The sequence below is a fragment of the Desulfosceptrum tomskiensis genome (assembly GCF_049818055.1).
Classification (GTDB): Bacteria; Bacillota; Desulfotomaculia; order Desulfotomaculales; family JASEER01; genus JBFLVT01.
In genome coordinates, this window is the sequence record NZ_CP187479.1 from 1,667,450 (window position 1) to 1,681,576 (window position 14,127).

Genomic DNA, 14,127 nt, shown 5'->3' on the forward strand with positions numbered 1-14,127 from the left:
AGTCAATATGCTAAACGTTACGTCAATTTAGTGTTCGGCCCGTGTCAATGCGAAACCCGTTCCGCCCGCCTGGCTGCTTTCGGAGGCATCCGGTAGCGGGCCCGGAAAACCCCGGCCACCCCGAGCAGGACCAGAACCATCCCGCCGATGGTCGTCGCCGTGATCTCCTCATCCAGGATGAGCCAGCCCAGGATCACCGCAATGACCGGATTAACATAGGGGTAGGTCATGACGATGTTCATCGGGAGGAGGCGGATGGCCATAATGAATGAAGTAAAGGCGATGAGAGAGCCGAAGACAAGCAGATATCCCCAGGCCAGCCAGGCTTCCGGCGTGGGGTTTGGAACCGGCTCACCCGTGGCAATCACCAACACCAAAAATCCGAGGCCTCCGAAAAGGTGCTGGTACCCGGAACACACGGGAACCGTAAGCTCAACAGGGCGGCGCTGCTGGATGATCGACCCCAGGCCCCAGCAGATCGGAGCAAGGATCAGCGCCAGTACTGACAGAATATCCGATCTTGTCCCTGTAGACAGTACCGGAAGGGTCAGCAAGCCCACGCCGGCAAATCCGACCAGAAGCGAGAATACAAAGAGCAAGGACGGCAGTCGCCGGTCAAGGATAGCCTCGATTAAGGCTACCCAGATCGGCAGCGACCCGACAAGCAGGGCGGCGTAACCCGAATCGGCGCGCTGCTCGGCCCAGTTAACCATGCCGTTTCCTCCTGTCCAGAGCAGGAGCCCCGTGGCCGCCAGCACGGCCAACTCCTTCGGGGTTGGCCGCCAACGGTTCCGCGTCAGTACCGCCCACAGGATGAGCAGCCCCCCGGCAAGGAGAACACGCGAGGCACCCAACGCAAACGGCGGAAACCCCGCGCCCTCACGGACCGCCACCCGGATCGCCAGGTAAGTGCTCCCCCAAACCACGTAGACGACAAAAAGGTGGACAAGTCCAGCCCACGGGATGGTGGAACCCGCCGGCGCACTGCTGGAAGATGAAGATAGCGATTTTCCCACTGTATCCTCTGCTCCGTTTCGTTCTGTTTTTTAGTACGGCAAGGACCACATGGCTGCTGGGACGAAGTCTTTGCCATTAAAGCCTATTCGACGGTTCCGGATCAACTCCTTGAATCCCAAGGCTAAAGCCTTCCCCTTGTTTCACCCCGCCCGTGTAATCTATCAGCCAACCTGGAACCCGTTCATTGAGGATGACTTCCGCAAACTGGGGCAATTGCTTAAAGATGCCGGATTGCGTACCGGCAGTTGATCTCCCTTTTAGGCTGACCTCACCCTACCATCCATCGAAGATAACAGTCACCAGTTTATAAGCTCTTTCTGCAAATTTCTTCCCCGCGGCCATGGCCCCTTCCATCCAGACCCTTAAGGAGGAGACAGTATGAGTTACGTTGAGGTTGTCAGGGTTTCAAAGAGGTTTGGCGGGCTTACTGTCCTAGACGAGATATGCCTCACCATCCGCAGTAAGATAAGCCCGTCGCCCGACACCATCTTTATATTTACTTTGTAGGTATTTCTCCCCCCGCGTTGAATACTTATATTAATCCCGGTTAACGCTTACCGTTGCCAGACTAAGGGAGGTGAAGCCGTGTCAGTTCGCGACGAACAGGTTGAAGCCGCTGCCGAACTGGTCAAAGCCTGCATTGAAAGGCTGTCCCTCAACCAGCTGTCCGCAGACTATGATCCGCTTGAAATGGCCGCCACGGTTGGTGAAATGTACAAGATAATCTATAGGGCGGTGGTTGAAGCGGACGACGAACTGGAGTACCTGGAATACGAAGAAGACGAGTTGGATGACGAGGACGAGGAAGAAGAAGAAGAAGAAGAAGAAGAATACGAGGACGAAAGCGCAGAAATCGATTACGACGAAGAAGACGAAGAAGAAGAAGGAAACGATAAGAAGTAGTGCTAGGGGCTCGTTAGGCGAGCCCTCTTCTTTTGACCCCCGGAAAGGCTCTAACCCCACGGTTACATAAGGCTGCTGCGGTAATGCAGGAGGCGCTGCTCCAGGCGGAAAAGGTCGGTGTGCTCCTCTTTAAGCGTTACGGTTACGCTTGATGACGCGGCCGTCGCCCTGATGAGGAGAGGGAAGCTGCAGTCGTTGCGGATTTTGAGGTCCATCGTGTCCCACCAGATGGCGGTATCCGTTTCCGCCAAAGTGTACTCCACGCGGTAGGAGTGACTGTGGTGCTCTACGATCGGCAGTTTTGCGCCCAGGGCCGCCTGGTATAAGGCACTGGCGGTGCGGCAGATGCCGGAGCCCACGTCGGCGTAGACGAACTTCCCGTTGATCATGGCCTTTCCCGGGATAAAACCGTTGGCAACAGTGCGCGGTCCGACGGCGGCGTTGAAGGAGAAGACCTGCCCGGGGAAGATGACCTGGCAGTTGACCAGTCTGGCGGCCCGGGCGGCGTTCCGGACATTCGCCGGGTAAGTGGAGGGCTCGTGCACGACCGTCCCCGAATATGCGGTCCGGGCGTAACCTGGGACAACGAGAACCAGGAGCGTTAAAAAACACATCACAAGGGTTACCGGCCTCATCAGGGCACCGCCCCTGCAAGAATTTAAGGGAGACTCCAAGCAGTATAACTATTACCTGCAAACCACCCATACTCCTTCAGCAAGGCTGCCCCTAAATAATAGTGCTAGTGCCCTGCAGAGCGCCTACCGCTTATGATCATCTTCTTATGATCATCTTCATAGAAAGACCAGGAAGAAACAAAGCCGGGCATGAAGCCCGGCTGAAAAAGCAACCCTCACTGGAACTCGCCTCTGTTCAACTCAAGCTTATATTTCTCTTCGAGCTTAGATTGTCGGTACGCTTTTCAGAAGAGCGCCACTCATCCTCGCAGCCTGCGTTTATTCCTTTTGCGCCCGCTTGAGATAAGGCGCGCACTCTTGGAGTTGCTGTAAATAGTGGCGCAGCACGGTCCCTGAAGCCCGGGGGTCAAGGCGGAGGTTTGGATTCGGAATGTAATAGATGTTGCTGCACAGCGCCCCGTGCAAAAGGACCAGGGGGTGGACCGTAACGGCATTTACCAGCATCACTGAGGGAAAACGCAGCAGGTCATAGGCACAGGCTACGGCAGACCGGCTATTCCTGCAATAAGCGTTCAACTTCTTTTCGTAATCCATTATCCGCTCCAGGGTTACCCCGGAGCTGAGCATCCAGGTCATTTCCACAGCCACCTGCAGGCTGTCGTAACCTTGCTTCAGGACCCGGGACTCTTGTTCACCAAGTATGGTAACGATGGTGTCCGGCTCAAAGCGCCTCCCCCCGGGAAAAAACTCTTCCCGGGTAACCAAGGTTAACCGGCCGGGATATAGGTGTTTGACGTCCTTGAGTAACCGAAACAGTTCCGGGATCTGATAGAACATCGCATAGTCATCGGCAACGTTGTCAACGCCGACTTACTTTTGACCCACTGGCGCCGGTTGGGAATTGACCCACCCGGCCGACAAACTACGGTTTGGACTGCTCGGCGTTAACCACCTCCGGTCTGGGGTGTGGTCCAAACAGACCGGCCCGTTTCTTCTCCCGCAGGCGGTAACTCTCCCCGCGGATGTTCAGGACGTGGCTGTGGTGCAGGAGCCGGTCCAGGATCGCCGTGGCAATCACCGCATCACCCAACACCTCGCCCCATTCGGCAAAACCCTTGTTCGACGTCAGAATGATGCTGCCACGCTCGTATCTGGCCGAGATCAGGGCAAAGAGCGCCGTGGCCGCCTGGCGGTCGTAGGGCCAGACCCCGAACTCGTCAATAATCAGGACCTTCGGGGCCAGGTAGACCCGCATTCTCCTGTCCAGCCGGTGTTCCGCCTGGGCGCGGCGCAGGTCTTCCAGCAGGTCGTGGGCCCGGACAAAGTAGACGCCGTAGCCCTGTTCAATCGCCCTGATCCCCAGGGCCACCGCCAGGTGGGTTTTGCCCACCCCCGGCGGGCCCAGAAGCAGGATGTTCGCCGCGTCGGCGACGAAGGTCAAGGTAGCGAGTTCCCTTACCAGACGTTCATCCACCGATGGCTGGAAGCCAAAATCGAACTGCTCTAAGGTCCGGTGGTAGGGCAGGTGGGCCAGCCGGGTCCGGGTCTTCAGATAACGCTCCCGCCTGGCTGCCGCCTCGATCCCCAGCAGGTCGGCCAGGAAGTCGGCATAGGACAACTGCTTTTGCACGGCCGCTTCCAGTCGGCTGTCCAGGATCGCCGCCGCCTGTCCTAAACCCAGGTGCTCCAGGTAGTGGCGCGCTTTCTCCAGGGCGATCACCGTTCGCTCACCACCAACGCTTCGTAGTCCAGCAAAGACCGAATCTGGACTTCCACCGTCTGGACCTGAAAAGCTGTTGGGGTTTGGCGCCGCCGGTGGTCACCCATCGGCAGCCCGTCCCACTGGCCGGGCAGGGTAAGCCGCTGCCCCGGGGTTACGGCCCGCGGATGGACGGCCAGCCTTTCGTTCCCCGCCCAGATCTGGACCGTGGTCTCGTCCGGCTGGACCTCTACTTTTCGGCCGGCCCATTGCCAGGGGACGCCATACCAGGAGCCGTTCCATTGGAGGTAACCATCCCGGCCCACCTTGCGCTCCTCACGCAGGAAAGGTAAAAGCTTATCGGGGCCGGGCAGGGGCATCAGATGGGCCTGCTCGATGATCAGGCGGTCAATCGGTCGTTCCCGGGTCGTCCCGTGGATACGGACGTTGGCCACGGTGTCAAGCCAGACTTGGGCCCGGCGGTTGAGGTCAGTAAGATCAGTAAACCGGGCACCAGGCCAGAAGTTGCCTTCGACGTACCCGACGCCGCGCTCGACCTTGCCTTTGGTTCTGGCCCAGTAGGGCCGGCAAAGCTGGATGTCAAAGCCCAGCCGCAGGGCGAAGTCCAGGAAACGCTTGTTCCAGATAGGCTGCCCGGCCTCGTCCCGGTCAAGAACGACCAGCTTGGCGTTGTCGTACAGGCACTTGCGCGGAATGCCGCCCAGCCGCGCAAAACCGTTGATGTGGCAGCGGATGAAGCCGGCCACGTCGGCGCGCTGGATGAACTCTACGTACATGGCCCGCGCCCAGGCCAACACCAGGACGAAAGCCCAGACATAACGTGGTGTCCCGTCCGGCGTCAGGTAGCGGTAACGGCCGAAGTCGACTTGCGCTTGTTCGCCGGGCTTGGTTTCAAAGCGCACGGTGACTTCAGGCTTCCGCCGCCATCGGCGGAACGGGTGAACGTACTCCTTGAGGATGGAGTAGCCGCCTGTGTAGCCCAACTCCCGGATCTCCCGGAGCAGAACGACGCAATTGTCCACTCCCTCGCTAAGCCGCTTCTGGATATAATCTTTGTAGGGGTCGAGCTTGGACCCCCGCTTCGCCCGGGGCTTCGGTTTGGGTATCCCCGGCTCCCGAAGGTATCTACGAACCGTGTTCCGGGATACGTCAAGAAGCCTTGTGATGGCACGGATGGATTCGCCCTTGCCGTGCAACTCGATGATCTGTTTCACTTTCCCACCCTCCAGCATCTTGTTGGACACCTCCGTCTTTTGCAGTCGAAGGTGTCTTTCGCCGGGGGGTGGGTCAATTCTTTTTCGGCGCTACTGGGTCATTTTAAACCCGGCGCTGACAACGTACAGGCATTTTGCCTTATTGGCCAAGCCGTGTTGAAGCAGCAATAGAAGCAGCGTAATCCGTTGCATTGCTCCTTCATGAAGAACACAAACGTGGTCACCGACCTGCAGGTGCAAGCCGTCCGTCGAAAGGGCAGGGCTTTTCACGTATACTCCTCCAAACCCCTAAGTTTAAAACAAGTGATGAGGCCGGAAGGGGCTCCGGCCCCATCTCCTACCAGACCATCAGCCATTTCGTGGGAGCCACCAGCCGGCCGGGCGGCGGCGTCACCGGTTCCTTCGGTTTAGGCCGCGGAGTCGTTCCGGACCCGGGCCACGCGACTGTTGCGATGCGCGGTATTTTCGCGCCGCACCGCGAGCAAACCCATACTGTTACCGTATCCGCCGAATACCAAACTTGACCGCAGCGGGAACAAGTTCTGACTTCCATACTGTCACCTCCAGGTATGTTAACGAAGTTTTTGTTTGACCTGCCGGTGGCAACCGGCGTGGGCGCCGCACTCATCCCATTTCCCCGGGCAGGGGGGGTCGTCCGGCCCGGGGACGGTGTAGCAAGTCAGAGGCAGGCACGGACAACACCGGCTGCCACCCAAACAGTGGACAATCCTGCGAGGCTGTTAACGTCGGGCCGTACAGCCTGCCACCGGACAGGTCGTTATCTGGTTTGCAATTAGTGAAGAAACGAGGGGACTTAAAGAAGGATAGACGTTACCCTGGAAGGGCGGATGGAGACATACCGGGTGAAGAGTACCGGTAACGCGCAGCATCCGGCAGCCAACCGGACGGCAGCGGCGGGACAGCAGCGAGGGCGTCCGCCAATACGGCCCAGCCCTTGCTTCCGCCGGCAGGACTCGAAGCCGCGGTTATACTGCCGGCAGCCGGGACGGCCGCTGTGCTCGGAACCGAGGGGCAAGGAACGTCCGGAAAACGATGGGCATTATCGTGGCCGGCGGGAACCGCCGTGGCCGGGTTTACTTTATTGCTTGCAAGAGGGGTGATATTTATCCGTAAACCAGCAAGGCAGGGATCCGGCAGTATTTCCGGCTTTTCCCCGGAGGGGGAACCGACACTGCCATTCCTATTACTATCCCTGTAACGATCCCTGGTTTGTTTCCCAGGGTTAACCTGGAAATACTCGTTGTCCGGCCGTTGGGATTTACTTGAGCCGTTATCTTCATTGTTACCGGTTTGGCCTTTGTGAGAAATCTGGCTGCCGTTATGGGTTTCACCGTAGTTACGGGTTTCGCCGGCGGTATCGGCCGACTCCGTTTCGTCATCCAGGCTTATACCGGAGCCGTCCTCGCCATCAATGCCAAGGTCCACACCGGCATCAAGGCCGTCGTCCAGCCCCCCGCCGCTAAGCCCTACGTCAAACCCGGCATCCAGGCCGGCATCTGCGGCAGTGCCCATAAGCGGAGTTTCGACCTCGGCAGCAAGGCTTGCGCCTGTGTCCAGACTAACATCCAGCCCACTGTCATCTAAACCAAGGTCAAAACCGGTATCCACTCCGGCATCCACTCCGAGTCCGGAAGCAAGCGGCAAGGCAGCTTGCAGTCCAACATCGGCGCTTGCGCCAATGCTGGCGTTAAAACCGTCATCACTTACACTGGCCCCGGCCTCCAGGCCGGTACTTAGGTTTGTATTAGGCAATCTCGATTCCAATATGGGAAGTCCAGCTACGTTTGCATCCAGACCGGCGCAGGCGTCCAGCAGAGAGGATGAGTCACTGTCTACGGCCGTCAAACCAACAGAAAGACCAGCACCCCCGGAATCCTGGCCGCCCGGTAAGCTGGTCTGTACATCTGTTTCAACATCCAGGATGGACGGGCCGCCAACGCCCAGCCCCACTGAAGCATCAGTATCCAAAAGAGGGAGAGCATCTCCCGTGTCGACATTCGCTGTCGCTGTGACTCCAAGAAGGCTGTCCTCTTCAGCCAAATCAACACCGATGTTCACAAGATTAGCAAGGCCCAGCTCCAGTGATGAAGCTTCGGCCGGATGCGCCTGACCCGTGACCAGGAAAAAAAACAAAGCAATAGCTAGCACCAGCAGCCGCTGTCTGCTTGTACCCAACCTTCTTTCCCGGCTTCTCCAAGCCATTACAGGCCTCCTATTCCGGCCACCTTTTCGTTTACTCTACTTTTCCATGGTAGTTAAGTCAAGCTTTGTAAGAAAAAAGTACTGCATACCTTTCGACTTGTTTCGACACCCAACAAAAGCAATATTTTTGCTCCGAGAGAAACACTTCACGGCGAGCATTTGGCGCAAATGGAGCGGAAGAGCGTGGTGCTCAGGTAGCGGTCGCCGCGGTCAGGCAGAATGACGACAACTGTACCGGCGCTCATCTGCCGCGCCGCCTTGATAGCCCCGGCCACCGCCGCGCCGCTGGACATGCCGACGAAAACCCCCTCGCGCGTGGCCAGCAGCCTGGTCATTGCAAAGGCCTCGTCATCTTCGACGATGATTTTTTCGTCGAGCAGGGCGGGGTCGTAAATCGCCGGCACGATGGCCTCCTCCATGTTCTTCAGGCCCTGGATGGCGTGGCCCTTCACGGGTTCCACGCCCACGATCCTGACCTGCGGTTTTTGCTCTTTCAGGTACCTGGCGACGCCCATCAGCGTCCCCGTCGTGCCCATGCCGGCCACAAAGACATCGATCTCCCCGCCGGTCTGGGCGAAGATTTCCGGACCGGTCGTCTCGTAATGGGCCAGAATGTTATTCTCGTTGACAAACTGGTTGGGCATGTAATACCTGTCCGGCTCGGCGCCGATGATTTCGTGCGCCTTGCGGATGGCGCCGTCCGTCCCCTCTTTCGCGGGCGTAAGCACGACCTCGGCTCCGAAGGCCTCCAGGATGCGCGACCTCTCCATGCTCACGCACCCGGGCATGACGAGTCTTACGGGGTATCCCTTGGCCGCCCCGATCATGGCCAAGGCGATGCCGGTATTCCCCGAGGTCGCCTCAAGGATCGTCTTCCCGGGAAGGAGTTCCCCCGCTTCCTCGGCCTTTTGCACCATGTAGTAAGCCGGGCGGTCCTTAACCGAGCCTCCGGGGTTGCATCCCTCCAGCTTGCCGAGGATTTTAACTCCGGGGTCCGGGCTTAGTTTTTGCAAGGCGATGAGCGGTGTATTGCCGATGGCCGACAGGATGTCCACGCCAAGGCACCTCCAGTTTGCTTAGCGGCATGTTGCCTGATTTTCGGATTAAATTCGGCGTCGGGGGCAGCAGATTCCTCTCCTTCGACAATAACTTCCCGTATTCTCCCCCACCGAGCAAAAGTCTGCGTGTTTTGTCGTAAAAAGTGTTAATTTCGTATTGTGTAGCGTTAAATGAGGTGGTAACATAGGGAAAATAATGGGTATTTTTAAAATGTTCATCCAGCAATAAAACCCGATTTAGGGCAAAACCACCGAAAGGTGGTGACGCAAAACTAAAGGGGCTAAAGCGGGATACCGCCATGTCAGCCAGTTACCGGGGCCGAGTCAGGTTTAACCCACCGCCAATCGCCCGGTGGGTATCTTTCTTAATGGCTGGGAATGTCGTTCAAGGAGTGGCAAGATGGACTGGAGACTGCTCGGCAAGTCAATGAAATGGGGTATTATCGCGTCGAGCGCGGGTCTTTTGGCAACTTACCTTGTTTCTTTCGCCGTCCCGACGCCCGCGCTGGAGTGGGCTTTGGCGGCCGTCGGCTTCACGTCTTTCTTTTCGGCGCTGCTGGCTTATGCAGCCGGGTCAAAAGGATCGCGGGCGGAGATTCGTTATCTCAGGCCCCGGTATCCGGGATTTCCTGAGTAAAGCAGGAACGTTAAAGGATCATACCTGGATTTGTCGTTAGTTCACCCTCTAGGGGGGTCGGGGGGTGTTAACCTGTACGTCTATTATTGCGTATTGGTTATCCTTTTTGTCCTCTTCCTACGGTTAAACGGCAAGGTACTAGACAGGACGGCAGCGTGGACCACGGGGCTCGGCGTGCTGGCGCTGGCTGCAGTGTTCCCCTTTCTCATCCTCGTGCTGGGGCTGTTCGGAACACTGGTTCTGTACCTTACCGCGGCGCCGCTTGTCGGGCTGAGTATCCTGGCGTACCGGCTCAAGCACCTCAACGGTCAATCCGAGGAAAGCCTTCCCCGCCCCGCGCTCCCCTCGCCACCCGCCGTCGCCGCCCTGGCCGCCGCCCCCGGCATTCCCGTTCTCAGCAAACCAGCCATCTTGAAACAGGCAAGCACGCCGTCCCGTCCGCCCATACCCCTGGGTCCGGCTGTCAGCGTTGCGGAGGACGCCGACAGCGACGGCGACAGCGCCGCGGCCCCTTCCCCGACAGCGGCGGAACCGGCCGAAGAAGCCAACGCCCACGCGGAAACGGCCAGCGACATTGCCGAAGCATCCCCCATCGCCGAAGAGGAACCACCCGATTCACTCTCGCCGCGGAACCTAGTGGACAAGGCTTTGGCCGCCGCCAGCCGGCTGGACTTCGTCGAGGCGGTAACGCTGCTGAACAGCGCCCTCAGCCAGCGCCCGGAGCCGGGGCTGCGGTGGTTCATCGTCGGGGAACTCAGCACAATCTACCAGCACCTCGGGCAGTACCGCCTGGCCGATGCGTTGATCGGCGCTTTTCTGCTCAACCCGCCAGACACCGAACACCCGCTCGTTCCCGTTCTCCGGCAAAAACAAGCTTTTTGCCGCAGCCTCGACCGCCTGCTGGCCCACCGCGGAACGCCGAACCTGGGTTACGAAGCTGTGCCGGATGAATTGCGTCGCCTGGCTTTTCTGGAAGCAACGGCCGGTTTCCGGTCTCATTAGCTAAAAAGCGAAAGGAGAAAAAACGAAATGCGCAGGAGTAGGGAGATTGTCGGTTTGCCTGTGATCAGCATTAATGAAGCGGCTGAAGTAGGCCAGGTCAAGGGACTGTTGGTCAACCCGGCGACGGGGAGCGCGGAGTTTATCGTCATCAACCGCGACGGGGGTTTCAGGGAGTGCCTGGTGGTGCGCTTCAAAGACATTGAAAGCATCGGGCCGGACGTGCTGACCGTCGCCAGGGCCGAGGTTCCGGTCACCCTCTCGTCCGTTCCGGAAGCCCTCAAGGTGCTGGACCAGCAGGTCGGGTTGATCGGCACTCCGGTCATGACGCGCAAGGGGAAGATCGCAGGGGTTATCAGGGAATTCGCCGTCGACGAGGAAAGCGGCCTGATTACAGGCCTGGAAATAGCCCTACCCGGCCAGGATAAGGCTGCGGGGGTTATCCCCACCATTAACGTCGCCGCCTACGGCCGGAAGTTCGTAGTCATCAACAACGACCTGCCCGCCGCCCTGGTCCCGGGCTTCGACCACCTTGAGCCCGCGTCGCAGAACGGGCAGCCCGCCGAGGCGAAAGCGGCCGAAGCGGCCGATCCCCTGAAGTATTTTGAGGAACAACAAAAACAATACCTGTTGGGGCGTACCGTGACCAAGCAGATAGTGGCGGACGACGGCACCGTCGTTGCCGAGGCCGGCGAGGTCGTAACCAAAGAAGTTATCGACCGGGCCATCCAGCACAATAAATACATCGAGCTAACCCTGAACACCGGTGCCTAGAACCTGCATCAACTCCAGGAGCCGGCCTTTCCTGGTGCGTTTTTTGTGCCTTATTTCCCTGCTTGTCGTCGCCCAGTCTTTTTTGAGCGTTGCGGCCGCCACGGCGGTGTTGCGATGGCGCTACGATGGGGTCATCCTGAGCGGAGTGAAGGTGGCCGGGATCGACGTCGGGGGACTGGATACCCGGCAAGCCTTGGCGGCCCTAAGGGCCGGCCTGCCCCAACCAAGCCCGGACAGCAAGCTGTTGCTGGCGACCCCCGAGGGACAGACCTGGTCCATACCGTACGGGAATCTCCGCTGGACTTACGACTACGAAGGAGCGATCGCCGAAGCGCAGCAGGTCGGCAAGGAACTGAAAAACCTGAAGCAATTAGAGTCATTCTTCAGGCTCATGCTGAGCGGCGTTAACATACCCGTCAGGCCTTGTTTTGCTGAAGACAATCTGCGCGAGTTCTTGGAAGGGATCGCCCCAAGCTGTTATCTGGAGCCGAAGCCCGCCCAGCTGGCCTTCGACCAGGCCGAGATCACCATCCTGCCCGAATCGAACGGCCGGGAGCTGGACATCGAGGGAAGCATCTACCTGGTCAGGAACCTGGAGCCCCGGCAGCACCGGGTGGTCCTGGCCTTCAAGCCGATAACCCCGGAACTCACGGCGGACAAGCTGAAGACGGTCAATGCGCGGATCGGCTATTTCATTACGGCTTTCAATCCCCTCGATAAGGACCGGACCCGCAACGTCGTTCTCGCGGCGAGCCTGCTCAACAACGTCGTGGTACCGCCCGGGGATGAATTCTCCCTGAACGAACGTCTCGGGCCCAGGGTCCCCGAGCGGGGGTTCCAAAAGGCGATACTCTTGACCGCCAACGGCCTGAAGCACGACTACGGAGGGGGAGTCTGTCAGGTCGCGTCCACGCTGTACAACGCCGTCCTGGGCGCCGGCCTGCCGGTCACCCAGCGCACCCCGCACCTGCGTCCGGTCCCTTACGTTCCCCCCGGGCGCGACGCGACGATTTACAAGGACGTTATTGATTTTCGTTTCCGCAACGATCGCGCCGAGCCGATCGTCATCCTTGCCGAGGTGCAGGACGATAAACTGCATGTCGGGATCTTCGGGCACGAAGAAAACGCAGGGAATATCGTCTATAAAACCGAGGTCGAAAGGACACTGCTTAAGGCAAAAACCATTTACCGGATCGATCCCGTCCTTACCTCCGGGAAGATACGCGTAGCCGACCCGGGACGCGACGGCTACGTGATTACCACCTATGAAGTCAAGTACATCAATAACCGTATCGTTCATCGCTACCCGATCGCCCTCCAGCAGGTCAACCCCCGGCCGGCCCTCGTTTACGTGGCCGAGGCCGACCGGCCGCGCTACACGATCGACAAGTAACGTCAACAGAAAGCAGGCCGCCCGTTTGGGCGGCCTGCTTTCTGTTGGGGAAGCCATGTTAATGAAGGGGCGTGGAATGATCCTGTTTTTGGTTTTTCCGGCGCTGGACCCGAAAAACGGCATAACCGGCCAGGAAAGTCAAAACCGTCCCGATAATCCCCGCCGCGGCCGTACCCACCGGGTGTTCGGCCAAACCGGGGAAAGTATAGTCTTCGAAGGGCGACGCGATAAGGGCGACGCCTCGCTCCAGGAAACCCTTGTCCTCGGCGACGCGTTCAAGTCCGTCCGGGGAAGGGGAAGCGAAGGGTGAGAGGAACCCCGCGACGATCAAGGAAACGGCCAGCATCACGATGACGCCGCGCTTGAGGGCCTGGTTGGCCACGGGCTTGGCTTCCTCGGCTAGACGCGGGAGTATGTCGCTGTGGGCCTTGATCAGGTAAAGGACTACGGCCGTGGTGATCAGGCCTTCGCCCAGGCCGATGATAATGTGCCAGAAGGCCATGGCCGGCAGTACCACGAGCAGCGGGATCCCCGACAGAGCGAGCTCGACGGCGCAGGCTGCGGCAGCAACAAACACCGAAAACCAGGAAGCGACAAAGACAGCGGGTGCCAGGCCGAAGGGCTTCATCGCCCGGAAAACAGCGTACCCGCCCAGGGGCGCGATGATCGCCATATTCAGGACATTGGCGCCCAGGGCGGTTACGCCGCCGTCGACAAAGATGAAACACTGGATGCCGAGGATGGTGGCCATGATAAGCGCGGCGACCCACGGCCCGAAGAGGACGGCCGAGAGAACGCCCCCGATCAGGTGTCCCGAAGTCCCGCCGGGGATGGGGAAGTTAATCATCTGCGCCGCGAAGACGAAGGCCGCCATCACGCCGATAAGAGGAATCTGTCGTTCATCAAGCTCCTCTTTGGTACGCTTGAGGGCCAAGCCGATGCCCCCGGCCGACAGGGCCGCACAGGTAATCCAGGTCTTGCTGTCCAGGAAGCCGTCAGGGATATGCACTAGAACACCTCCAAAACTAAATATTTATGATTTATGCCCGGGCTAAAAACAAAAACCACGAAGGGCCGGCCTCTTAGCCGGACTTGTACCTTCGTGGTACACGTTCCGCGTCGGGGTTACCGGGTTCCGGCAGCTCCGGCTGCCGATTTTGTGGTAATTATATACTCTATCCCCCTGGATGTAAACCCCCGAATTAGACTAAACTAAACTATTGCAGTTTCATCCTGCGGATTTCCTTAAGCAGTTCTTCGCCCTCGCGGATGTGTTCCTGCAGGTGGCTGATACGCTGCATCTCGGCGCCTTGGTTCTTGAGCTCCTCCAGCTCGGCGCGGTGCGCGGCCACCGAACCCTCAACGTCCTTGTAAATCTCTACCGCCCTCTCAAAGCTGATGCCCTTACGTTGCTCTTCCTCAAAACGGTGTTTCAGACTTGGACAGCTCACGGCGCATACCTCCTCGTTAGGCAATCTTGTTACCGGCGTTACCTAATATTCTGATTGTCCCTGGCAAGTTGTATACGTCGTGGTAAAACTTCGCGGTAGGATT

Annotated in this window: 16 protein-coding genes and 1 riboswitch; of the genes, 6 read left to right on the forward strand and 10 right to left on the reverse strand. The window is 58.8% G+C overall.

The annotated features are described in order from the left end of the window. Positions 1-44 precede the first annotated feature (44 nt). A complete protein-coding gene (locus ACPV0M_RS08565) occupies positions 45-1,016 on the reverse strand; it encodes an EamA family transporter (RefSeq protein ID WP_425620243.1) in 972 nt (323 codons plus the stop codon). A 379-nt stretch (positions 1,017-1,395) separates the two neighbouring features. Here ACPV0M_RS08565 and ACPV0M_RS08570 point away from each other — a divergent pair, with 379 nt between their 5' ends. Continuing rightward, complete coding sequence (locus ACPV0M_RS08570; RefSeq protein ID WP_425620244.1) at positions 1,396-1,524, forward strand: hypothetical protein; 129 nt, start codon at positions 1,396-1,398, stop codon at positions 1,522-1,524. Positions 1,525-1,602: 78 nt separating this feature from the next. Further along, complete coding sequence (locus ACPV0M_RS08575; protein WP_425620245.1) at positions 1,603-1,920, forward strand: hypothetical protein; 318 nt, start codon at positions 1,603-1,605, stop codon at positions 1,918-1,920. Positions 1,921-1,982: 62 nt separating this feature from the next. Here ACPV0M_RS08575 and ACPV0M_RS08580 read toward each other — a convergent pair whose 3' ends face one another. The 7 genes from ACPV0M_RS08580 to ACPV0M_RS08610 form a co-directional block, all read right to left on the reverse strand. Next, positions 1,983-2,555, reverse strand: a complete 573-nt coding sequence (locus ACPV0M_RS08580) for a VanW family protein (RefSeq protein ID WP_425620246.1) — start codon at positions 2,553-2,555, stop codon at positions 1,983-1,985. Between the two features lie 318 nt (positions 2,556-2,873). Beyond that, complete coding sequence (locus tag ACPV0M_RS08585) at positions 2,874-3,392, reverse strand: MEDS domain-containing protein (RefSeq protein WP_425620247.1); 519 nt, start codon at positions 3,390-3,392, stop codon at positions 2,874-2,876. An 85-nt stretch (positions 3,393-3,477) separates the two neighbouring features. Then, entirely contained in the window at positions 3,478-4,275 is a 798-nt protein-coding gene (gene istB, locus ACPV0M_RS08590; RefSeq protein WP_425620248.1) for an IS21-like element helper ATPase IstB, read from the reverse strand. Then, positions 4,272-5,489 (reverse strand): IS21 family transposase, encoded by a 1,218-nt coding sequence (gene istA, locus ACPV0M_RS08595; protein WP_425620249.1) that lies wholly within the window; start codon positions 5,487-5,489, stop codon positions 4,272-4,274. Before istA ends, istB begins: the two co-directional genes overlap by 4 nt. Before the next feature lie 337 nt (positions 5,490-5,826). Next, complete coding sequence (locus ACPV0M_RS08600; protein WP_425620250.1) at positions 5,827-6,042, reverse strand: hypothetical protein; 216 nt, start codon at positions 6,040-6,042, stop codon at positions 5,827-5,829. A gap of 278 nt (positions 6,043-6,320) precedes the next feature. Further along, positions 6,321-7,712 carry a hypothetical protein gene (locus ACPV0M_RS08605; protein WP_425620251.1) on the reverse strand — a complete coding sequence of 464 codons (1,392 nt, stop codon included), beginning with the start codon at positions 7,710-7,712 and terminating at the stop codon, positions 6,321-6,323. Positions 7,713-7,858: 146 nt separating this feature from the next. Beyond that, complete coding sequence (locus tag ACPV0M_RS08610; RefSeq protein ID WP_425620252.1) at positions 7,859-8,767, reverse strand: PLP-dependent cysteine synthase family protein; 909 nt, start codon at positions 8,765-8,767, stop codon at positions 7,859-7,861. A gap of 234 nt (positions 8,768-9,001) precedes the next feature. Then, positions 9,002-9,088: riboswitch (cyclic di-GMP riboswitch) on the forward strand. Positions 9,089-9,170: 82 nt separating this feature from the next. Here ACPV0M_RS08610 and ACPV0M_RS08615 point away from each other — a divergent pair. Genes ACPV0M_RS08615 through ACPV0M_RS08630 form a run of 4 tightly spaced genes read left to right on the forward strand, consistent with a single transcriptional unit; the run spans position 9,171 to position 12,573 of the window. Beyond that, positions 9,171-9,407, forward strand: a complete 237-nt coding sequence (locus ACPV0M_RS08615) for a hypothetical protein (RefSeq protein ID WP_425620253.1) — start codon at positions 9,171-9,173, stop codon at positions 9,405-9,407. Positions 9,408-9,437: 30 nt separating this feature from the next. Then, the gene (locus ACPV0M_RS08620) at positions 9,438-10,409 is read left to right on the forward strand and encodes a hypothetical protein (protein ID WP_425620254.1); all 972 of its coding nucleotides are present in this window, start codon (positions 9,438-9,440) and stop codon (positions 10,407-10,409) included. A gap of 27 nt (positions 10,410-10,436) precedes the next feature. Further along, positions 10,437-11,180, forward strand: coding sequence for a PRC-barrel domain-containing protein (locus ACPV0M_RS08625; protein WP_425620255.1), 744 nt, complete (start codon positions 10,437-10,439; stop codon positions 11,178-11,180). Positions 11,181-11,214: 34 nt separating this feature from the next. Continuing rightward, positions 11,215-12,573, forward strand: coding sequence for a VanW family protein (locus ACPV0M_RS08630; protein ID WP_425620256.1), 1,359 nt, complete (start codon positions 11,215-11,217; stop codon positions 12,571-12,573). A gap of 58 nt (positions 12,574-12,631) precedes the next feature. On the opposite strand, the gene ACPV0M_RS08635 is transcribed toward ACPV0M_RS08630, so the two are convergent. Beyond that, complete coding sequence (locus ACPV0M_RS08635; protein WP_425620257.1) at positions 12,632-13,582, reverse strand: energy-coupling factor ABC transporter permease; 951 nt, start codon at positions 13,580-13,582, stop codon at positions 12,632-12,634. Positions 13,583-13,790: 208 nt separating this feature from the next. After that, positions 13,791-14,024 (reverse strand): hypothetical protein, encoded by a 234-nt coding sequence (locus ACPV0M_RS08640; RefSeq protein WP_425620258.1) that lies wholly within the window; start codon positions 14,022-14,024, stop codon positions 13,791-13,793. Between the last annotated feature and the right edge of the window lie 103 nt (positions 14,025-14,127).